The organism is Pantoea sp. JKS000250 (genome assembly GCF_003201065.1).
GTDB classification, from domain to species: Bacteria; Pseudomonadota; Gammaproteobacteria; order Enterobacterales; family Enterobacteriaceae; genus Pantoea; species Pantoea vagans.
The window spans coordinates 3,014,832-3,040,206 of sequence record NZ_QICZ01000001.1 but is presented as its reverse complement, the minus strand read 5'-3'; the positions used below and the strand labels follow the sequence as shown (position 1 = coordinate 3,040,206).

At 57.7% G+C, this 25,375-nt stretch carries 23 protein-coding genes; 12 read left to right on the top strand and 11 right to left on the bottom strand.

Annotated features, from left to right (window positions below; genetic code table 11):
• The first annotated feature begins 34 nt into the window (after positions 1 to 34).
• Positions 35 to 286, top strand: a complete 252-nt coding sequence (locus BY447_RS14285) for a hypothetical protein (RefSeq protein WP_033781925.1) — start codon at positions 35 to 37, stop codon at positions 284 to 286.
• Between the two features lie 30 nt (positions 287 to 316).
• Here the strand turns inward: BY447_RS14285 and erpA are convergent, their stop codons facing one another.
• Positions 317 to 664, bottom strand: coding sequence for an iron-sulfur cluster insertion protein ErpA (gene erpA / locus BY447_RS14280; RefSeq protein WP_008925625.1), 348 nt, complete (start codon positions 662 to 664; stop codon positions 317 to 319).
• A 203-nt stretch (positions 665 to 867) separates the two neighbouring features.
• Between erpA and hemL the strand changes: the two genes are divergently transcribed.
• Positions 868 to 2,148 (top strand): glutamate-1-semialdehyde 2,1-aminomutase, encoded by a 1,281-nt coding sequence (gene hemL, locus BY447_RS14275; RefSeq protein WP_110331391.1) that lies wholly within the window; start codon positions 868 to 870, stop codon positions 2,146 to 2,148.
• Positions 2,149 to 2,401: 253 nt separating this feature from the next.
• Here the strand turns inward: hemL and fhuB are convergent, their stop codons facing one another.
• From fhuB to hrpB, 6 genes are all read right to left on the bottom strand, one after another.
• Positions 2,402 to 4,381 (bottom strand): Fe(3+)-hydroxamate ABC transporter permease FhuB, encoded by a 1,980-nt coding sequence (gene fhuB, locus BY447_RS14270; protein ID WP_013356827.1) that lies wholly within the window; start codon positions 4,379 to 4,381, stop codon positions 2,402 to 2,404.
• Entirely contained in the window at positions 4,381 to 5,259 is an 879-nt protein-coding gene (fhuD, locus tag BY447_RS14265) for a Fe(3+)-hydroxamate ABC transporter substrate-binding protein FhuD (protein WP_110331390.1), read from the bottom strand. Before fhuD ends, fhuB begins: the two co-directional genes overlap by 1 nt.
• Positions 5,260 to 5,269: 10 nt before the next feature.
• Positions 5,270 to 6,064: a Fe3+-hydroxamate ABC transporter ATP-binding protein FhuC gene (gene fhuC, locus BY447_RS14260; protein ID WP_110331389.1), complete on the bottom strand. Its 795-nt coding sequence runs from the start codon at positions 6,062 to 6,064 to the stop codon at positions 5,270 to 5,272.
• A 39-nt stretch (positions 6,065 to 6,103) separates the two neighbouring features.
• A complete protein-coding gene (gene fhuA / locus BY447_RS14255; protein WP_110331388.1) occupies positions 6,104 to 8,311 on the bottom strand; it encodes a ferrichrome porin FhuA in 2,208 nt (735 codons plus the stop codon).
• Positions 8,312 to 8,512: 201 nt separating this feature from the next.
• Positions 8,513 to 11,047 (bottom strand): bifunctional glycosyl transferase/transpeptidase, encoded by a 2,535-nt coding sequence (mrcB, locus tag BY447_RS14250; RefSeq protein WP_095706176.1) that lies wholly within the window; start codon positions 11,045 to 11,047, stop codon positions 8,513 to 8,515.
• A gap of 98 nt (positions 11,048 to 11,145) precedes the next feature.
• Entirely contained in the window at positions 11,146 to 13,629 is a 2,484-nt protein-coding gene (gene hrpB, locus BY447_RS14245; protein ID WP_110331387.1) for an ATP-dependent helicase HrpB, read from the bottom strand.
• A 30-nt stretch (positions 13,630 to 13,659) separates the two neighbouring features.
• Here hrpB and thpR point away from each other — a divergent pair, with 30 nt between their 5' ends.
• From thpR to panD, 9 genes are all read left to right on the top strand, one after another.
• Positions 13,660 to 14,217: an RNA 2',3'-cyclic phosphodiesterase gene (gene thpR, locus BY447_RS14240; protein WP_110331386.1), complete on the top strand. Its 558-nt coding sequence runs from the start codon at positions 13,660 to 13,662 to the stop codon at positions 14,215 to 14,217.
• Positions 14,195 to 14,899: a DNA/RNA nuclease SfsA gene (sfsA, locus tag BY447_RS14235; protein ID WP_110331385.1), complete on the top strand. Its 705-nt coding sequence runs from the start codon at positions 14,195 to 14,197 to the stop codon at positions 14,897 to 14,899. Before thpR ends, sfsA begins: the two co-directional genes overlap by 23 nt.
• 247 nt (positions 14,900 to 15,146) lie before the next feature.
• Positions 15,147 to 15,602, top strand: a complete 456-nt coding sequence (gene dksA, locus BY447_RS14225) for an RNA polymerase-binding protein DksA (protein ID WP_008925615.1) — start codon at positions 15,147 to 15,149, stop codon at positions 15,600 to 15,602.
• Positions 15,603 to 15,675: 73 nt separating this feature from the next.
• Positions 15,676 to 16,554 carry a tRNA glutamyl-Q(34) synthetase GluQRS gene (gene gluQRS, locus BY447_RS14220; RefSeq protein ID WP_110331384.1) on the top strand — a complete coding sequence of 293 codons (879 nt, stop codon included), beginning with the start codon at positions 15,676 to 15,678 and terminating at the stop codon, positions 16,552 to 16,554.
• 86 nt (positions 16,555 to 16,640) lie between these two features.
• A complete protein-coding gene (gene pcnB, locus BY447_RS14215; protein ID WP_218832235.1) occupies positions 16,641 to 18,059 on the top strand; it encodes a polynucleotide adenylyltransferase PcnB in 1,419 nt (472 codons plus the stop codon).
• Positions 18,056 to 18,541 carry a 2-amino-4-hydroxy-6-hydroxymethyldihydropteridine diphosphokinase gene (gene folK / locus BY447_RS14210; protein WP_110331383.1) on the top strand — a complete coding sequence of 162 codons (486 nt, stop codon included), beginning with the start codon at positions 18,056 to 18,058 and terminating at the stop codon, positions 18,539 to 18,541. Before pcnB ends, folK begins: the two co-directional genes overlap by 4 nt.
• A gap of 83 nt (positions 18,542 to 18,624) precedes the next feature.
• On the top strand, positions 18,625 to 19,419 hold the full coding sequence (gene panB / locus BY447_RS14205) for a 3-methyl-2-oxobutanoate hydroxymethyltransferase (protein WP_013356817.1): 795 nt from the start codon (positions 18,625 to 18,627) through the stop codon (positions 19,417 to 19,419).
• Positions 19,420 to 19,434: 15 nt separating this feature from the next.
• Positions 19,435 to 20,289: a pantoate--beta-alanine ligase gene (gene panC, locus BY447_RS14200; RefSeq protein ID WP_033781903.1), complete on the top strand. Its 855-nt coding sequence runs from the start codon at positions 19,435 to 19,437 to the stop codon at positions 20,287 to 20,289.
• 47 nt (positions 20,290 to 20,336) lie between these two features.
• The gene (gene panD, locus BY447_RS14195) at positions 20,337 to 20,717 is read left to right on the top strand and encodes an aspartate 1-decarboxylase (RefSeq protein WP_013356815.1); all 381 of its coding nucleotides are present in this window, start codon (positions 20,337 to 20,339) and stop codon (positions 20,715 to 20,717) included.
• Between the two features lie 69 nt (positions 20,718 to 20,786).
• On the opposite strand, the gene BY447_RS14190 is transcribed toward panD, so the two are convergent.
• From BY447_RS14190 to BY447_RS14180, 3 genes are all read right to left on the bottom strand, one after another.
• Positions 20,787 to 21,800 carry an acyltransferase family protein gene (locus BY447_RS14190; protein WP_013356814.1) on the bottom strand — a complete coding sequence of 338 codons (1,014 nt, stop codon included), beginning with the start codon at positions 21,798 to 21,800 and terminating at the stop codon, positions 20,787 to 20,789.
• Between the two features lie 423 nt (positions 21,801 to 22,223).
• Positions 22,224 to 22,994, bottom strand: coding sequence for an ABC transporter permease (locus BY447_RS14185; RefSeq protein WP_013356813.1), 771 nt, complete (start codon positions 22,992 to 22,994; stop codon positions 22,224 to 22,226).
• The gene (locus BY447_RS14180; protein WP_033731601.1) at positions 22,991 to 23,920 is read right to left on the bottom strand and encodes an ABC transporter ATP-binding protein; all 930 of its coding nucleotides are present in this window, start codon (positions 23,918 to 23,920) and stop codon (positions 22,991 to 22,993) included. The genes BY447_RS14185 and BY447_RS14180 overlap by 4 nt, the downstream gene beginning before the upstream one ends.
• A gap of 108 nt (positions 23,921 to 24,028) precedes the next feature.
• On the opposite strand from BY447_RS14180, the gene can reads away from it, so the two are divergent.
• Positions 24,029 to 24,685 (top strand): carbonate dehydratase, encoded by a 657-nt coding sequence (gene can, locus BY447_RS14175; RefSeq protein ID WP_033784496.1) that lies wholly within the window; start codon positions 24,029 to 24,031, stop codon positions 24,683 to 24,685.
• Positions 24,686 to 24,766: 81 nt separating this feature from the next.
• Here can and hpt read toward each other — a convergent pair whose 3' ends face one another.
• Positions 24,767 to 25,303 carry a hypoxanthine phosphoribosyltransferase gene (hpt, locus tag BY447_RS14170; protein ID WP_110331382.1) on the bottom strand — a complete coding sequence of 179 codons (537 nt, stop codon included), beginning with the start codon at positions 25,301 to 25,303 and terminating at the stop codon, positions 24,767 to 24,769.
• Between the last annotated feature and the right edge of the window lie 72 nt (positions 25,304 to 25,375).

Below are 25,375 nucleotides of genomic sequence, written 5' to 3'. Positions count from 1 at the left end.
CCACGGCGCTTTTTTAAAACACCAGGAACCATCTATGACCAGAGCACTGCTGCTGGCCATAGGGCTATCGCTCGCCGGATCTGCATTTGCGGGATCGATTAATGGCTCTATAGGCGCCAGGCTTGTCATCTATTCACGCTGTGAAATCAACACGGCTAACGGTCAGCCCGCGCCGCAGGTGAACTGCGGCAGACAGGCAAGCGCGCAGCCACGCGTGACCCATAGTCAGATTCAGTCGCAGGGAAGTGTGAAACAGAGTAACCGGCTGGTCACAATAGAGTGGTAAACGAGGCCGTCGCGATGACGGCCTTCGTCATCAGATACTGAAGGAAGAGCCACAGCCACAGGTGGTTTTGGCATTCGGATTGGTCACGATAAAGCGTGAGCCTTCCAGACCTTCGGTATAATCCACTGAACCGCCCACCAGATATTGCAGGCTCATCGGGTCAACCACCAGCGAGACGCCCTGCTTTTCGATCGTCATGTCGCCATCATTCAGCTGATCATCAAAGGTGAAGCCGTACTGGAAACCACTGCAACCGCCACCGGTAATATAGACGCGAAGTTTCAGCGCCGGGTTCTCTTCGTCGGCAATCAGGTTCTTCACCTTGGTGGCTGCGGCGTCGGTAAACTGCAACGGCAGTGCTACTACTTCATCACTCATGTTTTACTCCGGTAAACGCCCAGGTCAGAAAACGACCTTAATACCGCTATTATCAGCCAGCACCTCAGCGCAATCAAGCTCTGCCCTTCGCACTCTGTGCCGCTTTCACCTCCGTTAAGGGCGCGGCGAGTGAATCCGCCTTTCGTCTGCTGCCCCTCTTCCGTAGAATGGTGCAATATTTTTATGAACCGCTGGAGCCGAAAATGAGTAAGTCCGAACAACTGTTTGCCGAGGCACAACGCCTGATCCCGGGCGGGGTAAACTCGCCAGTACGCGCATTTACCGGTGTGGGCGGCGTTCCGCTGTTTATTGAACATGCTGATGGCGCGTATCTCTATGACGCCGATGGCAAAGCCTATATCGACTATGTCGGCTCATGGGGCCCGATGGTGCTGGGTCATAACAATGCGGCGATCCGCAATGCCGTGATCGAAGCGGCCCAGCGCGGCCTGAGCTTTGGCGCACCGACCGAAATGGAAGTGACCATGGCGCAGCTGGTGTGTGAGCTGGTGCCTTCCATGGAGATGGTGCGGATGGTCAACTCCGGCACCGAAGCGACCATGAGCGCGATTCGCCTGGCACGTGGCTTTACCGGCCGCGATAAAATTATCAAGTTTGAAGGCTGCTATCACGGTCACGCCGATCATCTGCTGGTGAAAGCCGGTTCTGGTGCCCTGACGCTGGGTCAGCCAAACTCGCCGGGCGTACCGGCTGATTTCGCTAAACACACCCTGACCTGCACCTTTAACGACCTCGACTCAGTGCGCAGTGCCTTTGAGCAATATCCTGATGCCATCGCGGCCATCATCGTTGAGCCGGTTGCCGGCAACATGAACTGCATTCTGCCGCAGCCAGAATTCCTGCCAGGCCTGCGCGCGCTCTGTGATGAGTTCGGCGCACTGCTGATTATTGATGAAGTGATGACCGGTTTCCGCGTGGCGCTGGGCGGCGCACAGGCTCACTACAATGTGCGTCCTGACCTGACCTGCCTTGGAAAAATTATCGGTGGCGGGATGCCGGTTGGCGCATTCGGTGGACGTCGCGACGTGATGGCCGCGCTGGCCCCGACCGGCCCGGTCTATCAGGCGGGGACGCTCTCCGGTAACCCGATCGCGATGGCCGCCGGTTTTGCCTGCCTGACGCAGATCGCGCAGCCTGGTACGCACGAAAAGCTGAATGCCCTGACCCGCCAGCTGGCTGAGGGTCTGCGCGAGGCAGCACAACAGCAAAATATCCCGCTGGTGATCAACCATGTTGGCGGGATGTTTGGCCTGTTCTTCACCGAGGCTGACAGCGTGACCTGTTATGCCGATGTGACCCGCTGCGATGTAGAGCGCTTTAAAACTTTCTTCCATCTGATGCTAGAGGAAGGCGTTTACTTTGCGCCATCAGCTTATGAAGCAGGCTTTATGTCGCTGGCGCACAGCGAAGAGGACATTCAGCGCACGGTCGACGCCGCGCGTCGTTGTTTCGCGAAGCTGTAATTTCGGCAGCGTTAAAGACAAAGACCGGCAGCAGCTGGTCCCGAATCTCACAGCAACATAAAACTCAACACGAAGGGAACACGGGCAGAGGAGGAAAGCGTCCCGCGCCAGGGACGGCGCGGGACGAGCGTGTCAGGGATGACGGCTTTTGCTTCTTTCCGATCTGACCGTGTTCCCTTCGCAGGCTCAGTCTCACAGCCAATCGGGCCAGACTTTGTTAATAAGCTCAGACCGGCTTGCACCGGTCTTTTTTTTAACCTGAACGCCGCAGCAGCCAGATAAAGTAAGGCGCACCTAAAAACGTCGCCATCAGTCCGGCAGGGATTTGATCCGGAAACGCCAGCATCCGCCCGCACCAGTCAGCCAGCATCATCAATCCGCCTCCCAGCAATCCCGACAGCAACAGCTGTGGCAAAGCCCGCCGGAATCCCAGCATGCGCGCCATATGCGGTGCCATGAGTCCGACAAAACTCAGCGGACCGATAGTCAGCGTCGCGCTGGCGGTCAGTGCTGCCGCCAGCAGCAGCAGACTCAGCCGTGCAGGCGTCAATGCCATACCCGCCGAGCGCGCGGTCGCACTTCCCAGCGGCAGCAGCGTCAGCCAGCGGCTCGCCAGCGGAGCCAGCGACACCAGCACCAGCGCGCAGATTGCGCTCTGAACTGCCTGACTGCCGCTGATGTTATAGGTCGAGCCGGAGATCCAGCTCAGCAACCCGCCCATGCGCGGATCGCCGCTGGCCAGCAGCAGCATCAGCAGGGTGACAAAGGCGCTGTTAAGCGCCATACCCGCCAGCAGCATCCGCTCCGGCGAGAAGCCGCCACGGCTGGCTACCGCCATAATCACCAGCAGCGTCAGCGCGGCCCCCACCGCACCGGCGGGCAGCAGCCAGGCCATCGCATCGCCCGGCACAAAGAACATCATGACCACTACGCCGCAGGCGGCCCCGGAACTGATGCCCAGTACTTCCGGGCTGGCCATAGGATTGCCGGTCAGCCGCTGAATCAGACTTCCCGCCACGCCCAGCATCAGACCGGTTACCAGCGCCGCCAGCACGCGCGGTGCGCGCCACGGCAGCAGTGATTGCAGCATCTCGCCTGCGGACCCGCTCCAGCCCTGCGCATCACGCCCAAACGCGAGCGCCCCCCACCCCAGCAGCGCCAGAACAGCGAGACCGATCAACGCCCAGCGCAGCAGGTTCTGTCGCTCGGCGGGCACATTGTCACCCTGATTCAGCGCGGGCGGCACTGAACCGGTGCGCAGTCGCGGCAGCAGCCACAGCAGAATCGGTACGCCAAGCAGGGCCGTGGCCGTGCCGGTCGGGATATCGCGCCAGTGCGTGCTGAGCCATAACACGCAGCTGTCTGCCAGCCACAGCAGCAGCGCGCCAGTCAGCGGTGCCAGCAGCATCCGGGTGAGGAGCCGTCGTCCACCCAGCAGCTTCGCCAGTAGCGGTGCAAACAGCCCGATAAAGCCGATGATACCGGCGACATTGACCAGCTGTGCGCTGAGCAGAATCGCCAGTCCAAGGCCGCCAATCCGCGCCACAGAGAGCGCCAGACCCAGGTTTTTCGCGACACCATCATCCAGCCCCATCAGCGTCAGCGGACGCAGCAGCGCCAGTGCCAGCACAAACGCCAGCAGCAGGCGCGGCCAGAGCTGCTGCACGTTTTCCCAGCTCATCTGATTCAGCGCGCCGGTGCTCCACAGAAACATGTTCTGCAGCTGATCGTGATTGAAGATTGCGAAGATTTGATTGACCGCGCCGCTGTACAGGCTCAGTACCAGCCCGGCCAGAATCAGCGTCACTGGCGACAGACGTTTGCTCCAGGCCACACCAAACACCAGCGCGCCTACCAGCAGCGCCCCGCTGAGCGCAGCAAACTGCTGTGTCAGCGCCCCGCCCGGCAGATGCCACAGCGTCGCGACGGTAATGCCCAGTTGCGCGCCGGAAGAGACGCCCAGCGTCGTCGGCTCCGCCAGCGGGTTGCGCAAGATCTGCTGAAACAGCAGACCGGCTAACCCCAGTCCGGCACCCACCAGCAGCGCCAGCGCCGTACGTGGCAGCAGGCTGTAGTGAAACACCATCTGCGGCAGGCTATCGATCGTCGGTGACCAGAGTGCCTGCCACCATTCAGCCTGTGGCAGCGCGTAATGCAGATTAACCAGCGTCAGGCTGAGTGAGAGCAGAAACAGCAGGCTGAGAAGGCCTGCGGGAAACAGAGCATGGCGCATCAGTGCGTCTCCAGCGCGCGTTCCAGCACGCGAACAAAGTGCAGCGCCGAGAGCGTTGCACCGTAATACCAGACCGCCGGGACGCGCTGAAAGCGTCCGGTGCGGACAAACGGCATGGCCTGCCACAGCGGACTGCGCATCAGCTGCTGCATCTCCACGTCGTTGTCGTGATCGAAACAGATAACATCCACCTCCCCGGCCTGCGCCAGCTGTTCGATGCCGATCACTGCGCTGCCCCAGAAATTGGTTTCACCCTGCCAGCCATTTTTCAGGCCCAGCAGGGTCATCACTTCCAGGAACAGGCTGTTTTTACCGAAGGTAATGGCGTGACGACTGTCGAGCAGCGACATCAGCAGAAGCGTGCGTCCGGCATAGGGTGCCAGCCGCTCACGCGCCGCTGCCAGCTGATCATCGACCTCACGCAGATGCTGCTCCGCCCGCTCGCTTAATCCCAGGCGCGCCGCCAGCTGACGCAGTGATGCGCGCGCGGCGGTGAAGGGTTTTCCGTCGCCGCTGTGAAGGTCGAAGCCCATGATGGGTGCGATGCGCGTCAGTTTCTCTTTGGGCGGGCCATAGCCATTGGAGCAAAGGATCAGCGACGGCTGCATTTGCGCCATCAGCTCAAGATTGGGTTCGGTGCGCAGACCGACGTCGATCACGTCTGCAGGCAGCTTCGGCTCACCTACCCAGATGTTGTAGTTGTGCAGATCGGCCACGCCAAAGGGAGTAACGCCCAGCGCGATCAGCAGTTCGGTGGGTAACCACTCCAGTGCAATAATCCGACCCGGATTCGGCGTGGCAGCACGCAGAGGAAGCGCACAAAACAGCGGCGAGGCCGCCAGTGCCAGCAACAGTCGGCGGCGATAAAGATCGGGCATCATCCTTTCCTTAACAGACAAAACTAACCGGCGCGCCGCCCTGCGGGTGCGGTAAAATGCCCATCGGAATGCCATAAATTGCACCGAGCACCTCAGGCTGCATAATCGCTCCGGCGTCACCTTCGGCAATCATCGCGCCCTGACGCAGCGCCACCAGATGATCGCAGTAGCGTGCCGCCATATTGATATCGTGCAGCACCGCAATCACTGTCAGGCCGCGCTGCTGGCTCAGATCTTTGATCAGCGCCAGTACCTCAACCTGATGGGCAATATCCAGCGCCGAGGTCGGTTCATCCAGCAGCAGACAGCGGCTGTTCTGCGCCACCATCATCGCCAGCCAGGCGCGCTGACGCTCACCGCCTGACAGACTGTCCACCAGCCGACCGGCAAAGGGCTTTAGCCCGACCTGCGTAATGGCATCCTCCACCCTATCGCGATCCTCCTGACCAAAGCGCCCCAGCGCCCCGTGCCAGGAATAGCGGCCAATCGCCACCAGCTCACGCACCGTCATCCCTTCGGCTGCCGGTAATTGCTGCGGCAGATAGGCCACCTCGCGGGCAAAGGCTTTACTGTTCCATCGCCCGACCGGCTGCTGATTCAGCAAAACCTCTCCGCTGCTGGCCGCATGATGACGGCCCAGCATTTTCAGCAGCGTCGATTTGCCCGAGCCGTTGTGACCAATCAGCGCGGTCATTTTACCCGGTGGAAAAGTCAGCGACAGGGGCTGGAGGAGAGTGCGGCCGGGCACCTCGAAACTGGCATTCTCCAGCCTGAAGGTTGCCTCTTCTGCGTGCGGATGCGGCATGATTATCCCTGTGAACGGGCGCCGGAGCGCCCGGTTAAATCAGAATCTGAAGGTCGCGGTGCCGACAATCTGGCGTTCCGCACCCCAGTAGCAGGCGTATTCACGATAGCAACTGGCGACATACTCGCGGTTGAACAGATTGTTAACGTTGACGCCTACCGTCGAACCTGGCAGACCGAAACGACCCAGATCATACTTCAGCGCCGCATCCACCGTGGTGTAACCGGCTACCTTAAAGTTCTGGTTCTGCTCCGTGCCGGTGCTGTAGAGCCCCTGGCTTTCGCCGACATAACGCACACCTGCGCCCACTGTCACACCCGATAAGGCGGTTTCGTGGAAGGAGTAGTCGCTCCAGAGTGAAGCCATATGCTTCGGCACCTGCACCGGCGTTTTGCCTTTAAGCTGAGTGTCTTCGGTGTATTCCGCATCAGTGTAGGTGTAGGAGGCCGTCAGGTTAACGTTGGCATTTAGCGCCGCTTTAGCTTCCAGCTCTACGCCGCGCGACCGGATTTCACCGCTCTGTACGCTGGCAAACGGATGATTAGCCGTATCCGGATCGGCAGTCAGGTTTTTGGTTTTGGTCAGCTGGTAAAGCGCGGCGGTGAGCACCACTGGGCGATCTTTCGGTACATACTTCACGCCCGCTTCATACTGCTTAGCGCGTGACGGATCAAATGCCTGACCGTCATAGGTTGAACCCGCATTCGGAATAAAGGCTTCGCTGTAACTAAAGTAAGGCGCGATGCCGTTATCAAACACATAGTTCAGACCACCACGCCAGGTAAAGGCCTGATCGTTCTGGCGATCAACACTGTCTGCCACCCGATCGTAAACGGAGTTCATGGCATAGTCGTAGCGGCCACCCAGCGTCAGCACCCAGCGGTTCCACTCCATCTGATCCTGTGCATAGAGGCCGGTCTGACGCTGCTTATTCAGATGCTGATAAGGATCGGCAAACGGCGTCACACTATCATCGCCATATTGCGGGTTAACCGCATTCAGGCTGGATGCCGAGCCAAACTGTGCGTCGATATCATTGCGGGTACGCTGGAAATCCACACCCAGCAGCAGCGTATGATCGACCTGGCCGGTGGCGAATTTCGCCTGCGCCTGAGTATCCACGGCAAACTGGTTCAGCGTCTCGCTGGAGACCGCTGAACCACGGGTAATCTCCTGAGTTGCTGTATTGAAACCATTGCCATAGATACTGCGGTAATCGGTGCGCAGGTCGGCATAACGCAGGTTCTGGCGCAGCGTCCAGGTGTCGTTGAGGCTGTGCTCGGCGTTATAGCCCACCATTTTGGTGGTGCGCGAAATCTTATTGCTCTGCTCGCCTTCGTCGAAGTCGGTCGGCAGTTTGTACTGGCTGCCATCGGCACGGGTGATCGGCACCACGGTGCCCTGGCGCGGCAACCAGCCGTAATAGCCGGTTTCTGGCTCGTTCTGGAAATAGGTCAGCAGGTCAATGCGGGTGCGATCGTCGGGACGCCAGCTGAATGACGGGGCAATGGTGTAGCGCTTCTCTTTGTTCATCGACTGCTGCGCATCCTGACTGCGCGCCTGACCGGTCAGGCGATAGCTGTAGACGCCGTTATCATCCAGCGCACCGCCAAAGTCAAAGCCGGTCGAGAAGAGATTGTCATTGCCCATCTGAAACTGCACTTCGCGCAGGGTTTCCTGGGTGGGACGCTTGCTCACCAGTGAGACGACACCGCCCGGATTGCTTTTACCATAAAGCACAGAGACCGGACCGCGCAGCAGTTCAGCGCGCTCCAGGAAGTAGGGATCGATGGCAAACTCAGAGTAGTTATCTCCCTGAAGTTTCAGGCCATCCAGATACTGGTTGGTATTGGTTTCGCTGAAGCCGCGAATCGAAAGCGCATCAATCACATCTGAGCTGCCACGGTTACCGGTCAGCACGCCAGGCGTATAGTTAAACGCCCCTTTCACGCTGGTCACGTTGCGCATCTCCATCTCTTCGCGGGTAACCACGGAGACAGACTGCGGGTTTTTTTCAATCGGGGTATCGGTTTTGGTGCCGGTGGCGCTGTGTTTTGCTGCCACCGTCGGTGCCGGCCCCCAGGCGCTTTCCGCCTCGACGCCGCTGCCGCCATCCGCCGAGACCACCATGGTCTCTGGCTGCGCGGCGTAAAGCGAGGAGCTCAGGCTCAGTGAGATCATGACGCCCAGAAGCGGCCGGGAAAATGTTTTTTTGGTGTTGTCTGCAAAAGTCGTTCGCGCATTCATAAAAAGGTGTCTCTTAAAATAGGCTCAGGCGAGCGAATCGAAACGATAATGATTATTATAACGGATTAGATAATATGCGAACTGCCGCGGACACTGCAAGCAGAAATCCCAGTAGTGACGCCGTTTGCAGGGCCATTTACACGTATTGATCACAAACAAAAAAAGGGCGCCGAAGCGCCCTTTTTAACCTGTCTGACTGATTTATTTGCCAAACATATCTTTTATCCACCCTGCTACGCCGTCGCTGTCTTTCTGCTCCTGCGGTTGCTGGGCTGGTTGCTGTTGCGGCTGTTGCTGCTGCTGTTGCTGGTCAAACAGCTGTTGCTGCTGCTGAACCTGCTGCTGCTGTTGCTGACACAGCGCATTCGGATCCAGCGCCCACACTGGCAGAGAACGCCAGGTGCTGCTGCCCGTGCCACAGACAAAGTTACCGGCCGAATCGACATTCATCATCGACACATCTTCCGGCGGCGTCAGCTGCAACGGCATCGGTGCCTGATTGTCGAGGTAGCGACGATAGAGCTGCATCGCACCGCTGGCGCCATAGAGTTTGGTCGGCTGGTTGTTATCGCGCCCTACCCAGGTGATCGCCACTTCTTTACCATCAATACCGGCAAACCAGCTGTCGATCAGGTCGTTAGTGGTACCGGTTTTCCCGGCCAGATGGGCATTCGGGAAACGCGCGCCCAGCGCACGGGCAGTACCGTGGTCAGCGACCTGCTGCATGGTGTAAAGCGTCAGATAAGCCGCCTGCGCCGGTTCCACACGCTGCGCCTGCGGATAGCTCTGATAGAGCACGCTGCCATCTTCCGCAATCACTGAACGCACCGCTGAAAGTGACGCGCGGTTACCGCCGCTGGCGATCGACTGGAACGCCTGCGCCACTTCAACCGGCGTCAGGTTCAGGGCACCCAGCAGCATCGCCGGCACCGGATGCAGCTGCTCTTTCGGCACGCCCAGCTTATTCCAGGTATCGACCACCGCATCCAGCCCCAGCGTCATACCGAGGTTAACCGTCGGCACGTTCATGGAGTTGGTCAGCGCATCCACCAGCATCACTTTGCCGCTGAAACGACGATCGTCGTTCATCGGTTTCCAGATGGTGCCATTTGGCTGCTTCAGCGCAATCGGCTCATCGGCGATCCAGCTGTTCAGGCGGTAGCTGTTTGGCTGGCTCAGCGCGGTGAGGTAGGTCGCCGGTTTCGCCAGTGAACCGATAGAGCGACGTGCCTGCAGCGCACGGTTGTAACCGGCGTATTGCGGATCGGCACCGCCGACCATGGCACGGACTTCGCCGCTGAAGCGGTCAACCACCACCATCGCGGTTTCCAGATCTTTCAGGCCGCGCTGTTTTTTCAGCGTCGGAATGCCATCAACCACCGCTTTTTCAGCTGCATCCTGCGACACCGGGTCTAGCGTGGTGAAGATTTTCACGCCGGAGAGATCTTTAATCTTGTCGCCCAGTTTCGCCTGAAGCTCGTTACGCACCATCTGCATAAAGGCAGGCTGCGGCGTGATCACGCCCCCTTTTGGCTGCACGCCCAGCGGACGCGCCGACAGCATGTCATACAGCTCCTGGTCGATCACTTTCTGCTGCTGCAACAGGCGCAGCACCAGGTTGCGGCGTTCCAGCGCCAGTTTCGGGTTGCGCCACGGGTTATAGAGCGATGCCCCTTTCACCATGCCAACCAGCATCGCCTGCTGATCCAGACTCAGTTCATCTACCGGACGGCCAAAGTAGTAGAGGCTCGCCAGCGGGAAACCGCGGATCTGATCGCTGCCCGCCTGACCGAGATAGACCTCGTTCAGGTAGAGCTCCAGGATGCGATCTTTGCTGTAGCGCGCATCCATGATCACCGCCATATAGGCTTCACGCGCTTTACGCCACAGCGAACGCTCATTGGTCAGGAACAGGTTCTTCACCAGCTGCTGCGTCAGCGTACTGCCGCCCTGCACCGCTTTTCCTGCCGTGATGTTCGCCAGGAAAGCGCGACCAATGGAGTACGGGCTGATACCATCATGCTCATAGAAATGGCGATCTTCAGTGGCGATCAGCGTATCGACCAGCAGATCCGGGAAACCGGTGCGCGGCACGAAGAGTCGCTGTTCACCATTCGGCGACTGCAGCATGGTGATCAGGCGCGGATCGAGGCGGAAAAAGCCAAAATCACGGCCGGTTTCGAGGTTTTTAATCTCGCTCAGCTCATCTTTCGTGAAGCTCATACGCGCGTGGATCTGCCCCTCTTTACTGTCGGGGAAATCAAACGGGCGACGCAGCAGATCAATGGTGTTGCCCTTCACCGAAAACTCGCCGGGGCGGGTGATACGGGAGACTTCGCGATACTGAGTCCCTTCCAGCAGCGCCACCATTTCACTTTTGTTGTAGGCCATGCCCGGTTCCAGGCTGACCATGCGGCCATAGACGGTGGCGGGCAGTTGCCACACCTTACCGTCAATACGACTGCGAATTTCCGAGTCAAGGTAGATGCCCCACGCGGCCATAACCACCACAAACACCAGGAACAGTTTAATTATCCATCCCAGCCAACGGCGTTTGCCGCGCGGCGGTTTTCCACCTTTACCTTTACGTGGCACCGGCGCTTCCTCCTCGTCATCATTAAAATCGTCCTGATCGATATCCTGTTCGATATCCCTGCGTCGTCCCCGGCCCGCACTGCTGCGCGGCGGCAACGGTTTACCTTTGCGCCCTATTGGTTCGCGATCGTTCCCAGACATTACTTTTCTTCTCCAGGCAGTGCTTACGGCAGCGCCGCTACTCTAACTGCTTTCTCGCGTGCCGCATGGCAGAACCCTCTGAATTCGATCCAGCGGACTCAACCCTGCGGGGACATTTTTTTGGTTCGCCTTGTTGGCAAAGCGGTGGCCGGATCCTCTGGCCAGAGGTGTTTCGGATAGCGTCCCTTCATCTCTTTCCTGACCTCCGGCCAGGCACCGCGCCAGAACGCCGCCAGATCGCGGGTGATCTGCAACGGTCGCTGGGCGGGCGATAGCAGCTCCAGCACCAGCGGAATACGTCCTTCCGCCACGGTGGGATTCTGCGCTTCGCCAAACATCTCCTGAATCCTGACCGCCAGCGCGGGCGGCTTATCCGCATCGTAGCGAATCGGCAGCCGGCTTCCGGTCGGCACAGTGTAATGAGTTGGCAGCACACTATCCAGCCGCTGACGTTGTGACCATGTGAGTAAATGTAAGAGCGCCGTGGTCAGGTTTACCGCCTGCAGGCTGCGCAGATCGCGTACCGCTGACATCTGCGGCAACAGCCACTGCGGCAGGCTCTCAAGCAACGTCTGATCGTCCATAGCGGGCCAGCTCTCTTCCGGCAGCCACTGTGCCGCACACTGGATGCGCAGGCGCAACTGTTCGGCATCCGGCGTCCAGCCCAATACCGACAGACCTTTTTCGGCGATCCAGCGCAGTATGGCGGCGTGCAGAACGTCCGGCTCCGGGCGCGCCATCGGCTGGGTGCGGAGTATCAACGCGCCAATCTGCTCACGTCTGAACGCACGCAGCGTGCCCTTCTCTTCGTCCCACTCTACTTCAGTCCGGCGCTCAATCAGTGCGGGCTGCTGCTGGCACAGCGTTTCAATGTCAACCGGCAGTGCCAGCAGCATCCGGGCATCCGGCGTCGCACTGCCCTGCAACAGGGCGGGTGCAATCAGCCATTCGTTGCGCGTCAGGCCATCCTGCTCATCGAGTCTGGCCCCCAGCCCATTGGCCAGTTGATAGCGACCGCTCTGATCGCGACGCCGCGCCAGCCGATCGCCAAACCCCACTGCCAGCAGGCCAGCGAGGCGATCTTTATCCACCCGTCCGCCACGAATGTTGAGTCGCTGCTGCCACTGCTGCGCCCGCCGCTGCCATTGAGCCTGAGGCCGATGCAGCGCATCACGCAGATCGGCACTGCCGCTGCGTGGAGGATCTTCCAGAATCGCCACCAGCAGCGCGGCGCTGGCGACCGCATCCGGCTCATCGCCTGCGGCACAGAGCATAGCAGCAAGTCGCGGATCGCAACCCAGCTGTGCCATACGCCGTCCCAGTGTGTTAAGCAGGCCGTTGCTGTCCAGCGCACCCAGACGGGTCAGCTGCCGTTGTGCCGCGTCCAGATTTCTGGCGGGCGGCTGATCCAGCCACTGCAGCTGTTGCGGCCCGGTACAGCCCCACTGCAGCAGATCCAGCCACAGCGACGAGAGATCGCTGTTCACGATTTCCGGTTCGCTCTGCGCTGCTGCACGTGACGCCTGCTCCTGCGGCAGCAGATGCAGACAGATTCCCGGCATCAGTCGCCCGGCGCGACCTGCGCGCTGAATCATTGAGGCCTGGCTGATGCGCTGCGTCTGCAGACGCGTTACGCCGCTGCGAGCGTCAAACAGGGCGCTGCGCTCCAGCGCACTGTCGACTACCAGGCGAATCCCCTCAATGGTCAGGCTGGTCTCGGCGATATTAGTGGCAAGCACCACTTTGCGACGTCCGGCGGCGGCGGGCAGGATCGCCCGTCGCTGCGCCGCCAGCGGCAGTGCGCCATAGAGTGGTGTCAGATCCACATCGTCACTGATGCGTGATTCCAGCTCACGCTTTACCCGTTCAATTTCTGCCACGCCCGGCAGAAACAGTAGCAGTGAACCCTCTTCATCGCGCAGCAGTTGAGCGACTTCACGCGCGACCGCCTCTTCAAAGCGTACGTTCTGATTCAGCGACGCGTAACGCCATTCAACCGGATAGCTGCGCCCTTCTGAAATAATCAGTGGCGCATCCGGCAGCAGCGCCGCCAGCCGGGCATTGTCGAGCGTGGCGGACATCAGCATGATTTTAAGGTCGTCGCGTAATCCCTGCTGCACATCGAGCAGCAGCGCCAGCGCCAGATCGGCCTGCAGGCTGCGCTCGTGAAACTCATCGAGGATCACCAGCGACACGCCCTCCAGCATCGGATCATGCTGGAGCATGCGCGTGAGCATCCCTTCGGTAACGACTTCCAGCCGGGTTTCTGGCCCGACGCAGCTTTCGCCACGCATCCGGAATCCCACCGTGGCACCCGGCTGTTCGCCGAGCTGCTCCGCCAGCCGCTGCGCCACATTACGTGCCGCCAGCCGGCGTGGCTCCAGCATAATGATGCGTCCTGGCAGCGCCGCCTGCTGCAACAACTGCAGCGGCAGCCAGGTCGATTTGCCCGCGCCAGTAGGGGCGGCCAGCAGGATTTGAGAGGCGTCACGCAGCGCCGCCAGGATGTCTGGCAGCACCGCGCTGACCGGTAAATCGCTCACAGCAAACTCCGCTTCTGCCTGTGCTAAGATGGCGCGCATTGTAGCACGTGATATTTGCCGGAGAGCGCCATGGCGACACAACGCTTATTTTTTGCCATCAGCCTGCCTGACGAAATGCAGCAACAGCTGGTGCGCTGGCGGGCCGACACCTTTCCTGCAGAGGCAGGCACGCCTGTGGTCGCAGCGAATCTGCACCTGACGCTGGCGTTTCTGGGTGAGGTTGCACCGGAAACCTCACTGCGCCTGCAGATGCTGGCCTCCCGCATCGTCCAGCCCGGTTTCGATCTCGACCTGGATGATGCCGGGCACTGGCCGCGTCCCGGCGTGGTCTGGCTCGGCTGCCAGCGCGCGCCTCGCGGCCTGCTGCAGCTCGCCAGCCTGCTGCGGGCGCAGGCTGCCCGGCATGGCTGTTATCAAAGCCCACAGCCGTTTCATCCACACATCACGCTGTTACGCCAGGCCACCCAGCCGGTTGCATTGCCACCTCGCGGTTTCCACTGGCGTTTTCGCGTCTCCACCTTTTCACTGTTCACCTCTGACTATGCCCGGGGCCGCACCCGCTACCGCGCGCTGGCCAGCTGGCTATTAACGTCTCAGGATCCGCATGCACTTCTCTCCGCCCCTTAAATCCGCCCGCCTGATCGCCCGTTACAAACGTTTCCTGGCCGATGTCGAGACGCCAGAAGGCGAAGTGCTGACGATTCATTGCGCCAACACTGGTGCCATGACCGGCTGCGCCACGCCGGGCGATACAGTCTGGTATTCCACGTCCGACAGCCTGACGCGCAAATACCCTCACAGCTGGGAACTGACCGAAACGCAACAGGGCCACTGGATCTGCGTGAATACCCTGCGCGCGAACCAGCTGGTGGCTGAAGCGCTGGACCAGCATCAGCTGCCATCGCTGGCCGGTTATTCGCATCGACAGGCGGAAGTGAAATATGGCAGTGAAAAAAGCAGAATTGATTTCCTGCTCAAAGCAGAGGCACGGCGCAACTGCTATATTGAGGTGAAATCCGTAACCCTTTTACATGAAGGTAAAGGCTATTTTCCGGATGCGGTGACGATTCGAGGACAGAAACACCTGCGCGAGCTGGCGACAGTGGCGGCAGAGGGTCATCGGGCCGTTTTATTGTTTGCCGTTTTGCACTCGGGGATTGAGGACGTTTCCCCGGCACGCCACATTGATGCGGCGTATGCAGAACAACTGGCTCAGGCGCAACGGGAAGGTGTAGAGGTTTTAGCGTATCAGGCAGACTTATCGGCAGAGGGAATGTTTCTTAAATCGCCAATCAACGTAACCTTGTAATATCTTTTGCAATTTTATGTGGTAAGAATGTTCTGAGCTAAGGGCTGATTACGCTGTTCCTCACAGGCTTGTCAAGGTGTGTTCATGAAGAATTGCCAACCCTGACTGCTTCTGTTATTTATAGCGGCCTGTTTTTTTCCCCAATGGGGGATCGATGTACCCCGCAGACGTCAGATGCAGGCCGGCAGTAACGCCCCTGCGGGACGTAAGTCAGAGGGTATAGTGCGTGTTATCCAGGAGAAGCAACATGCAAGAAGGTCAAAACCGTAAAACATCGTCCCTGAGTATTCTCGCTATCGCTGGCGTTGAGCCTTATCAGGTTAAGCCTGGCGAAGAGTATATGAACGACGCGCAGCTGACCCATTTTCGCAAGATTCTGGAAGCCTGGCGTAATCAATTGCGGGACGAAGTCGATCGTACCGTATCGCACATGCAGGATGAAGCCGCTAACTTCCCGGACCCGGTTGACCGTGCCGCGCAGGAAGAGGAATTCAGCCTGGAGCTGCGTAACCGCGATCGCGAACGTAAACTGATTAAAAAGATCGAGAAGACGCTGAAGAAAGTCGAAGACGACGACTTCGGTTATTGCGATTCCTGTGGCGTTGAGATTGGTATCCGCCGTCTCGAAGCACGTCCTACTGCCGATCTCTGCATCGACTGTAAGACGTTAGCAGAAATTCGTGAGAAACAAATGGCCGGCTAATGTCGCGTCCAGCCTGTTACCACGCAGTGGAAAAACCGTTGTGTTGTCCGCTGCGTGGTCACTTCTGAACCCTATGTCACCTTCCTGCATTGGTCGCTTCGCCCCTTCTCCCTCTGGTGAACTTCATTTTGGCTCGCTGATTGCTGCCCTGGGCAGTTACCTGAGCGCGCGCGCGCAAAACGGCATCTGGCGGGTGAGAATGGAAGATATCGATCCGCCACGGGAAGTGCCGGGTGCCGCCAGCCGCATTCTGCATCAGCTGGAACACTACGGTTTGACGTGGGATGGCGAGGTACTGTGGCAGTCGCAACGTCACGAGGCCTATCGTGACGCACTGGCCTGGCTGCAGCAGCATCGTCAGAGCTATTTCTGCACCTGTCCCCGACGTCGCATTCAGGAGATTGGCGGTTTCTATGATGGTTACTGCCGTGAACGGCAACGCGGACCAGAGAATGCCGCGCTGCGTTTACGCCAGCATGCGCCGGTCTTTGCCTTTGACGATCGATTACGCGGGCGCGTAGAGGCGGACAGACGTCTGGCGCAGGAAGATTTTATTATTCACCGTCGTGATGGCCTGTTTGCCTACAACCTGGCGGTGGTCGTCGATGACCATTTTCAGGGCATTACCGAAGTGGTGCGCGGCGCAGATTTGATTGAGCCGACGGTACGGCAGATTGCGCTTTATCAGCAGTTTGGCTGGCCGGTGCCGGCCTGGCTGCACCTGCCGCTGGCGCTTAATCACGATGGCAATAAGTTATCGAAGCAGAATCATGCGCCTTCGCTGCCCGATGGCGATGCCAGACCCCTGCTGGTAGCGGCATTACGCTTCCTCGGACAGCCTGTTTCAGGCGGCTGGCAGGACTTAACGCAGGACAAACTGCTGTCTGACGCGATGTCACAGTGGAATATCGCTTTGATGCCGCAACAGAACGCCCTGAAACCGGATGCATAGACAACAGCATTCTCAAACGGTTCTCAACAGGCTATGATTAGCCGCTGATTTTACCTACACCCTAATTGCCACTGTCGAGGTGTCCCATTTTTACCCGAGTAGCTAATTTTTGCCGGAAAGTCCTGAAGCGTGATGAAGAGGAAGCCCCAGCAGAGGTTGAACCAGAGCGTCTGATGACCATCATCCCTCGTGAAAGCCATACCATCTCACGTAAAGACATCAGCGAAAATGCCCTCAAAGTGCTCTATCGCCTGAACAAAGCCGGTTATGAAGCCTATCTGGTAGGCGGTGGCGTGCGCGATTTGCTACTGGGGCAAAAACCCAAAGATTTCGACGTGACCACTAACGCCACGCCTGAGCAGATGCGCAAGCTGTTCCGCAACTGTCGGCTGGTCGGTCGCCGTTTCCGGCTGGCACACGTGATGTTTGGCCCGGAAGTGATCGAAGTCGCCACCTTCCGTGGTCATCATCAGGTTGAAGAGATTGCGGAAGATCGCAACAGTTCGCAGCGCGCCCAGAGCGGCATGCTGCTGCGCGACAATATCTTCGGCTCTATCGAAGATGATGCCCAGCGTCGCGATCTCACCATCAACAGCCTCTACTACAGCGTGGCTGATTTCAGCGTGCGCGACTACGTTGGCGGCATCAGCGATCTCGAACAGGGCATCATTCGCCTGATTGGCGATCCGGAAACCCGCTACCGCGAAGATCCGGTGCGCATGCTGCGCGTCGCGCGCTTTGCCGCCAAGCTCAATATGAGCATTGCGCCGGAAACCGCCGAGCCGATTCCCCGTCTGGCCTCGCTGCTGCGTGATATCCCGCCTGCGCGCCTGTTTGAAGAGTCCCTGAAGCTGTTGCAGGCGGGTTATGGCTACAGCACGTATCTGAAGCTGTGTGAATATCAGCTGTTCCAGCCGCTGTTCCCGACGCTGGCGCGCAACTTCACGGAAAACAGTGACAGTCACATGGAGCGGATGCTGGCACAGGTGCTGAAAAACACCGACAACCGCATTCATAACGACATGCGCGTGAATCCGGCGTTCCTGTTTGCAGCGATGTTCTGGTATCCGCAGCTTGAGGCGGCCGAACGCATTGCGCAGGAGAGTGGCCTGACCTACTTCGAAGCCTTTGCGATGGCGATGAACGATACGCTGGACGAAGCCTGCCGTGCGCTGGCGATTCCAAAACGTATTACCTCGCTGATCCGCGATATCTGGTTGCTGCAGTTACGCATGTCACGCCGTCACGGTAAACGCGCCTGGAAACTGATGGAGCATCCGAAATTCCGCGCCGCATACGATCTGCTGGCGCTGCGCGCGGAAGTGGAAAACAATCCGGAACTGCTGCGTCTGAGCCAGTGGTGGGGTGAATTCCAGGTCGCTGCGCCGCCGCATCAGAAAAACATGCTGAATAATCTGGGTGACGATCCGGTGCCGCGCAATAAATCGCGCCGTCCGCGCCGCCGCTCTTCCGCGCCACGTCGTGACAATCAAAACGTGTCATGACACGGGTTTACCTCGCGTTAGGCAGTAATCTGGCCGATCCGCTGCATCAGGTTGATGCAGCGCTGACAGCACTGGATGCGTTGCCGCAGACGCAACGCATCGCGACCTCGCCGTTCTATCGCACGCCGCCTTACGGCCCGCCCGATCAGCCCGATTTTCTCAATGCCGCCGTGGTGCTGGAAACCGATCTCAGCGCTGAAGCCCTGCTTGACCATACCCAGCAGATTGAGCGGGATCATGGCCGGGTGCGCAAGGAAGAACGCTGGGGGCCGCGCACGCTGGATATCGATCTCATGCTGTTTGCCGACGCAGTCATTAACACTGAGCGGCTGATTGTGCCGCACTACGACCTGCTGAATCGCGCCTTTATGCTGGTGCCCCTGCTGGCGATTGCGCCCAATGCCCGCCTGCCCGATGGCCGCGCACTCAGCACCGTTCTGGCCACCCTCGACAGCAGCAACATCGTGCTGTGGCACGACTGATCAGACAAACGCACATCTCTGATTCCGCTCTTTCACGCTATCCAGTAAACTGCGCCCATCAGAATTCCTGAGTTGAGAGCGCCATGAAACCCACCACGATTTCACATCTGCGTCAGGCGAAAGCCAGCGGTAAAAAATTCGCGACGCTGACCGCCTACGATTTCAGTTTTGCCCGCCTGTTTGCCGATGAAGGCATTCAGGTGCTGCTGGTTGGTGATTCCTTAGGGATGACGGTGCAGGGGCACGACTCCACCCTGCCGGTTACGGTCAGCGACATCGCCTATCACACCGCCGCCGTGCGCCGTGGTGCGCCCCAGGCCCTGCTGCTCGCCGACCTGCCCTTTATGAGTTATGCCACACCAGAGCAGACCTTTGAGAGTGCCGCACAGCTGATGCGTGCCGGTGCCAATATGGTGAAACTGGAAGGCGGCAGCTGGCTGGCAGAGACCGTACAGATGCTGACCGAACGCGCCGTGCCGGTGTGCGGTCATCTTGGGCTGACCCCGCAGTCGGTGAATATTTTTGGCGGCTATAAAGTGCAGGGCCGTGATGAGGCCGGTGCCGATCAGCTGCTGGCCGATGCCCTGGCGCTGGAAGCGGCAGGCGCACAGCTGATGGTGCTGGAGTGCGTGCCGGTGTCGCTGGCGCAGCGGATCACCGGGGCGCTTACCATCCCGGTGATCGGCATCGGTGCCGGTAACGTGACCGATGGTCAGATTCTGGTGATGCATGACGCGCTGGGCGTAACCGGCGGTCATATTCCCAAATTTGCCAAAAATTTCCTGGCGGAGACCGGCGACGTTCGCGCGGCGATTCGCCACTATATCGCCGAAGTCGAGGCCGGAACCTATCCGGCGGCAGAGCACAGTTTCCAGTAATTCAGGAGAGTCACCGTGTTGATCATTGAAACGCTGCTGATGCTGCGCCAGGAAGTCCGTCGCTGGCGCCAGCAGGGTAAACGCATTGCGCTGGTACCGACCATGGGCAACCTGCATGAAGGCCATCTGACGCTGGTGGATGAAGCCCGGGCGCGCGGCGACATCGTCATTGTCTCGATCTTTGTCAATCCGATGCAGTTTGATCGCGCTGATGATTTAGCGCGCTACCCGCGCACCCTGCAGGAAGATTGTGAAAAGCTGAACCGCCATCAGGTTGACGTGGTCTTTGCGCCCTCCCCGGCTGAAGTCTATCCGCAGGGCGCGCAGAATCAGACCTTTGTTGAAGTGCCAGTGCTCTCTTCCCTGCTGGAAGGGGCAACGCGTCCAGGCCATTTTCGCGGCGTGGCCACCATCGTCAGCAAACTGTTTAATCTGGTGCAGCCCGATATCGCCTGTTTCGGTGAAAAGGATTTTCAGCAGCTGGCTATCATTCGTAAGATGGTGGCTGATATGGGCTTCGACATTGAGATTGTTGGCGTACCAACCGTGCGGGCGAACGATGGCCTGGCACTGAGTTCACGCAACGGCTACCTGACATCCGATGAGCGCAAACTGGCCCCGGTGCTGAGCCAGGTGATGCATCAGATGGCTCAGCGACTTGAGAACGGCGAGCGTCACATTGAAGAGATTATCGAGACAGCCAGCGAGGCGCTGCTGGCACAGGGATTGCGTCCTGATGGCCTGGCAATCTGTGATGCGGAAACGCTGCAGCCGCTGACGGTGGACAGCCAGCGTGCGGTGGTGCTGATGGCCGCCTGGCTGGGTAAAGCCCGACTGATTGATAATCAAACTGTTGACCTGACGCTGTAAGTACGCCCGCTGCAGGTTATTTTATTTCTCTGATAAGGTTTCTGGCTATGATTCGCACAGTTCTGCAAGGCAAATTGCACCGCGTAAAAGTGACGCAGGCGGACCTCAATTATGAAGGCTCCTGCGCTATCGATCAGGATTTCCTGGATGCTTCCGGCATTCTGCAATATGAAGCGATCGATATTTATAACGTCACTAACGGTCAGCGCTTTTCCACCTACGCTATCGCGGCTGAGCGTGGTTCGAAAATTATTTCGGTCAACGGTGCGGCTGCCCGCTGCGCCTGCGAAGGCGATATTTTAATTATCTGCTCCTATGTGCAGGTAGAGGATGCCGTCGCGCGTCAGTGGCAGCCTAAAGTCGCCTATTTTGAAGGTGACAACCAGATGAAGCGTCTGGCGAAAGCATTGCCGGTACAAATTGCCTGATTAATCGATCAGCTGATAAAAAAGGGCCGCCATTAACATGGGCGGCCCTTTTTGTTTCTGCTTCTGCAGTTAAACCGCTTTGGTTGTCATCGGCTTCGATGACTTTTTCATCGTAAAGAGAAAATTAAACCAGCCGCGTTTTCTCATCAGACATATTGTCAATGGCAGCGCCAGCGCCACCAGAAACGCCGAAATGAATTTCAGGTCATTCACCCAGGCTGACGGACTTTCAAACTTCACAATCTTACTGAAGAACTGAATCGCCAGATAATGCGACAGGTAGAAGACGATAGAATTGACGCCAATGTAGTAGACCAGCTCAGATTTCAGCTTCAGCGCAATCCAGACAAAGAATGGCACCGATAAGAGTGCAAGCGGTGATAATAACGCCTGGGAATGACGCTCCAGAATAAAGATATTCAGGCAGGAGAGCAGCACAAAACTGATCGCTGAGATTAACAGCGTCGGGCCATGCTGTACTTTCTCTGCGATATCCACCTGCTTACGTACCACGTAATCGCCCAGGTAGAAAAAGACAAACAGATAAAGCGATTTGTTGATGTGCGTATTGTCGAAGCTGGCAAATACGCCATCCGGATCGATGGCCGGCAGCGCCCAGCTCAGCGCCATACAGATAGCAAACACCAGCAGGAATGGCAGGTGGCGGGCAAAGATAATTACTATAAAGAAGATAAATAGCGAGTGCAGGAACCAGGTCATATCCCCGCCGCCGGTCAGGTGGGAGAGAATAATATTCATCGGTGACTGCGGCGTATTTGCCATTGAGCTGAACAGGATCTTTAACCCGCCATAGACCGCCACCCAGACCACAAACGGATAGAGAATACTGCGTACTTTGTTATTAAAAAAAGGACCCAGGCCTTTTCTTAATCCGGCATCGACAAACAGACCCGAAACAAAGAACATCAGCCCCAGTCTTACCGGTGCCAGCATCTCATTTAACAGGCTGCTGAAGGCGGTAAAATGTCCGGCATTATTATGTACGGCAATAGTGCTATGCAAAAAAATAATTGCGAGAATACTCAATCCCCGCAGATTATCGATCCACGTTATACGATTCATCTTTTCCTGCCTTTGATTAAAAACTGGCCCTGTTTAAGATGCCATTTTGCTTATTAAGAAGACTCTTAACCCACTCGTTCATCCCTGAGCAGAGGAATAACTTTATTCCGGCGGTATTTTGATAATTCATAATCAAATAAACAACAGCCAGCCTTTAAGCCTATTCTTAAAAAAAATTTAACAGTTAAGAATCATTAAGATAGCGAAAGATGACAGATTATTATCAGATAATACTTAGGGTTACTTTTTGTGAAAAAGGATGAAAGCGAGGCCGTGAGCGGCTTCAGAGACAGAAAAGAAATGACCAGGCAGATTTTAACATCGTTTTTAAGGCCAGGGAGAACCGTAGTTCGGGTTGTTTTCACTCACCCAAAAAAAAGCCACGCCCTTATTGCAGCGTGGCCCTTACCATTCAACGTATTGTCAGGTGCGCAGTCCGCGTCCGCGCTGAATCAGCGCATAGACCAGCCAGTAGAACACCAGAATAAAGGCCACCAGTACCGAGAGCGTAAAGACCAGTGGCACATCATTAATACCCAGGAAGCCATAACGGAATCCGCTAATCATATAAACGATTGGGTTCAGTTTAGAGACAGCCTGCCAGATCGGCGGCAGCAGACTCAGCGAATAGAATACGCCGCCCAGATAGGTCAGTGGCGTCAGCACAAAGGTCGGGATCAGGCTGATGTCGTCAAAGGTGCGCGCAAAGACGGCGTTGAGCAGACCGGCCAGTGAAAACAGAATCGCGGTCAGCAGCAGCGTGATCGCCACCATCGACCAGGAGTGCACATGAAACGGCACAAAGAACAGCGAGATGGCCGTCACCAGAATGCCGACGCAGACGCCACGCGCCACACCGCCGCCTACATAGCCAGCAATGATAATGTGGGTCGGCACGGGTGCAACGAGCAGCTCTTCAATGTTGCGCTGGAACTTGGCACTGAAGAACGATGATGCCACGTTGGCGTAGGCGTTGGTGATCACCGCCATCATGATCAATCCCGGCACAATGAACTGCATATAGCTGAAGCCGTGCATCTCACCAATGCGCGACCCGATCAGGTTGCCAAAAATGATGAAATAGAGCGTCATGGTGATGACCGGCGGCACCAGCGTCTGGATCCAGATACGGGCGAAACGGTTAACCTCTTTGGCCCAGATGCTTTTCAGCGCCACCCAGTACAAATGTGTCATGCTTTTGCTCCTGTTTTTCCCTGCGTCGTCAGGCCAACGAACAGCTCTTCCAGACGGTTGGCTTTATTGCGCATACTCAGCACCTGCACACCCTGCGCACTCAGCTGGCTGAAGACGCTGTTAAGGCCCTGCTCACGCAGCACTTCCACTTCCAGCGTTGAGGTATCGGTCAGCCGGTACTGGAAGCCCTCCAGTTTCGGCAGCGGACTGCGCGGTGCCAGATCCAGGATAAAGGTTTCTGATTTGAGCTTGGACAGCAGTTCTTTCATCGAGGTGTTTTCCACCAACTCACCGCTCTGGATGATGCCGATGTTACGGCACAGCATCTCAGCTTCTTCCAGATAGTGGGTGGTGAGAATGATGGTAGTGCCTTTGGCATTGAGATCTTTCAGGAACACCCACATTGAGCGACGCAGTTCGATATCCACGCCAGCTGTCGGCTCATCCAGAATCAGCAGTTTTGGCTCGTGCATCAGTGCTCGGGCGATCATCAGGCGGCGCTTCATCCCGCCGGAGAGCATGCGCGCACGTTCGCTGCGTTTTCCCCACAGGTCGAGCTGCTTCAGATATTTTTCCGCACGCTCATTGGCTTCACGACGCTCAACGCCGTAGTAACCCGCCTGATTCACGACGATCTGCATCACCGTCTCAAACGGGTTGAAGTTAAACTCCTGCGGCACCAGGCCGAGCTGGCGCTTGGCATTCACCACATCTTTTTCTAAATCGTAGCCAAACACCCGCACGCTACCTTCGGATTTATTGACCAGCGAACTGATAATCCCGATGGTGGTCGATTTACCGGCACCGTTTGGCCCCAGCAGTGCATAAAAATCACCCGCTTCAACGTTAAGATCGATGCCCTTTAGCGCCTGCACGCCGCCGGGATAGGTCTTGGTCAGCCGGGAAAGTTCCAGTGCATAAGTCATTCTGCATCCATACCCTGTTTTGATGGCATTGCAATGCCGTTTAAATTTATCAGGCCCTGGCATATAGTACGCGCGCGCACTTTGCGCAGTAACCGGTCGCTCAACGCCATGACAGACATCAATACCCTGATCAGAAACAACCGCGAATGGTCAAAACTGCTGGTTGAAGAAGATCCCAGCTTTTTTGAGCGGCTCGCCCAGGCACAAAAACCGCGCTTCCTGTGGATTGGCTGCTCTGACAGCCGAGTCCCTGCCGAGCGCCTGACCGGACTGGAACCGGGCGAGCTCTTCGTTCACCGCAACGTTGCCAATCTGGTTATCCACACCGATCTGAACTGTCTGTCCGTGGTGCAGTACGCTATCGAAGTGCTGGAAGTGGAACACGTTATCGTATGCGGCCACTACGGCTGCGGCGGCGTGCAGGCGGCGATGGATAACCCGGAGCTGGGGTTAATCGACAACTGGCTGCTGCACATCCGCGACCTCTGGTACAAGCATAGCGTGTTGCTGGGGGAACTCCCGCCGGATAAGCGCCTGGACAAGCTGTGCGAAATCAACGTTATTGAACAAGTCTATAACCTGGGGCACTCGACCGTCCTGCAGTCAGCCTGGAAACGTGGCAAGGATGTCTCCCTGCACGGCTGGGTTTACGGCATTCAGGATGGCTGTCTGCGTAACCTGGATGTCACGGCAAACAGCCGGGAGATCCTTGAACAGCGCTACCGTCACGGCATTGCTAATCTGCAGATGAACGGCGAGGCCTGAGCCGATCGCGGCGTAAAGTGCGACATAGCCTACACCAGGCATCGGGTGCAGGCCTTGGAAGAATGTGCGGTCAGAGCAGTATCAGGATTCCAGCGGCACCACTTTGCCGATGTAAGGCAGATGGCGATAGTGCTGAGCGTAGTCGATACCAAAGCCCACCACGAACTCATCCGGAATGGCAAAGCCGACATACTCGACATTGACTTCAACTTCACGGCGCTCTGGCTTATCCAGCAGGGTACAGATCGCCAGTGATTTTGGATGACGCAGCTGCAGAATCTCACGCACTTTGCTCAGGGTGTTGCCGGAGTCGATGATATCTTCGACGATCAGCACATCCTTGCCACGAATGTCTTCATCCAGATCTTTCAGGATTTTCACATCACGCGTGCTGGACATGCCGCTGCCGTAACTGGACGCCGTCATAAAGTCGACTTCATGCGGCACATCAATGGCGCGACAGAGATCAGCCATGAACATGAATGAGCCGCGCAGCAGCCCCACCAGCACCATATCGCTGCCGCTGTCGCGGTAGTGCTCGTTAATCTCTTTGCCCAGTTCAGCGATGCGCGTGGCGATTGCCTCTTCAGGGATCATCACTTCAACAGTGTGTTTCATTGCGTTCAGCCCGGTTACGTCAGAAAAGCCCCGAAGTCTACCACAGACGCAGCTATGAGGGCTCTGCCGGCT

Bases quoted from the DNA above. Each gene is read 5' to 3' on its own strand.
- dksA (WP_008925615.1), top strand. From the start codon at position 15,147: ATGCAAGAAGGTCAAAACCGTAAAACATCGTCCCTGAGTATTCTCGCT.
- thpR (WP_110331386.1), top strand. From the start codon at position 13,660: ATGGCGACACAACGCTTATTTTTTGCCATCAGCCTGCCTGACGAAATG.
- hemL (WP_110331391.1), top strand. From the start codon at position 868: ATGAGTAAGTCCGAACAACTGTTTGCCGAGGCACAACGCCTGATCCCG.
- BY447_RS14285 (WP_033781925.1), top strand. From the start codon at position 35: ATGACCAGAGCACTGCTGCTGGCCATAGGGCTATCGCTCGCCGGATCT.
- erpA (WP_008925625.1), bottom strand. From the start codon at position 664: ATGAGTGATGAAGTAGTAGCACTGCCGTTGCAGTTTACCGACGCCGCA.
- fhuA (WP_110331388.1), bottom strand. From the start codon at position 8,311: ATGAATGCGCGAACGACTTTTGCAGACAACACCAAAAAAACATTTTCC.
- fhuC (WP_110331389.1), bottom strand. From the start codon at position 6,064: ATGCCGCATCCGCACGCAGAAGAGGCAACCTTCAGGCTGGAGAATGCC.
- fhuB (WP_013356827.1), bottom strand. From the start codon at position 4,381: ATGCGCCATGCTCTGTTTCCCGCAGGCCTTCTCAGCCTGCTGTTTCTG.
- panB (WP_013356817.1), top strand. From the start codon at position 18,625: ATGAAACCCACCACGATTTCACATCTGCGTCAGGCGAAAGCCAGCGGT.
- gluQRS (WP_110331384.1), top strand. From the start codon at position 15,676: ATGTCACCTTCCTGCATTGGTCGCTTCGCCCCTTCTCCCTCTGGTGAA.
- hpt (WP_110331382.1), bottom strand. From the start codon at position 25,303: ATGAAACACACTGTTGAAGTGATGATCCCTGAAGAGGCAATCGCCACG.
- sfsA (WP_110331385.1), top strand. From the start codon at position 14,195: ATGCACTTCTCTCCGCCCCTTAAATCCGCCCGCCTGATCGCCCGTTAC.
- mrcB (WP_095706176.1), bottom strand. From the start codon at position 11,047: ATGTCTGGGAACGATCGCGAACCAATAGGGCGCAAAGGTAAACCGTTG.
- folK (WP_110331383.1), top strand. From the start codon at position 18,056: ATGACACGGGTTTACCTCGCGTTAGGCAGTAATCTGGCCGATCCGCTG.
- panD (WP_013356815.1), top strand. From the start codon at position 20,337: ATGATTCGCACAGTTCTGCAAGGCAAATTGCACCGCGTAAAAGTGACG.
- BY447_RS14185 (WP_013356813.1), bottom strand. From the start codon at position 22,994: ATGACACATTTGTACTGGGTGGCGCTGAAAAGCATCTGGGCCAAAGAG.
- fhuD (WP_110331390.1), bottom strand. From the start codon at position 5,259: ATGCCCGATCTTTATCGCCGCCGACTGTTGCTGGCACTGGCGGCCTCG.
- BY447_RS14190 (WP_013356814.1), bottom strand. From the start codon at position 21,800: ATGAATCGTATAACGTGGATCGATAATCTGCGGGGATTGAGTATTCTC.
- BY447_RS14180 (WP_033731601.1), bottom strand. From the start codon at position 23,920: ATGACTTATGCACTGGAACTTTCCCGGCTGACCAAGACCTATCCCGGC.
- hrpB (WP_110331387.1), bottom strand. From the start codon at position 13,629: ATGCGCGCCATCTTAGCACAGGCAGAAGCGGAGTTTGCTGTGAGCGAT.
- can (WP_033784496.1), top strand. From the start codon at position 24,029: ATGACAGACATCAATACCCTGATCAGAAACAACCGCGAATGGTCAAAA.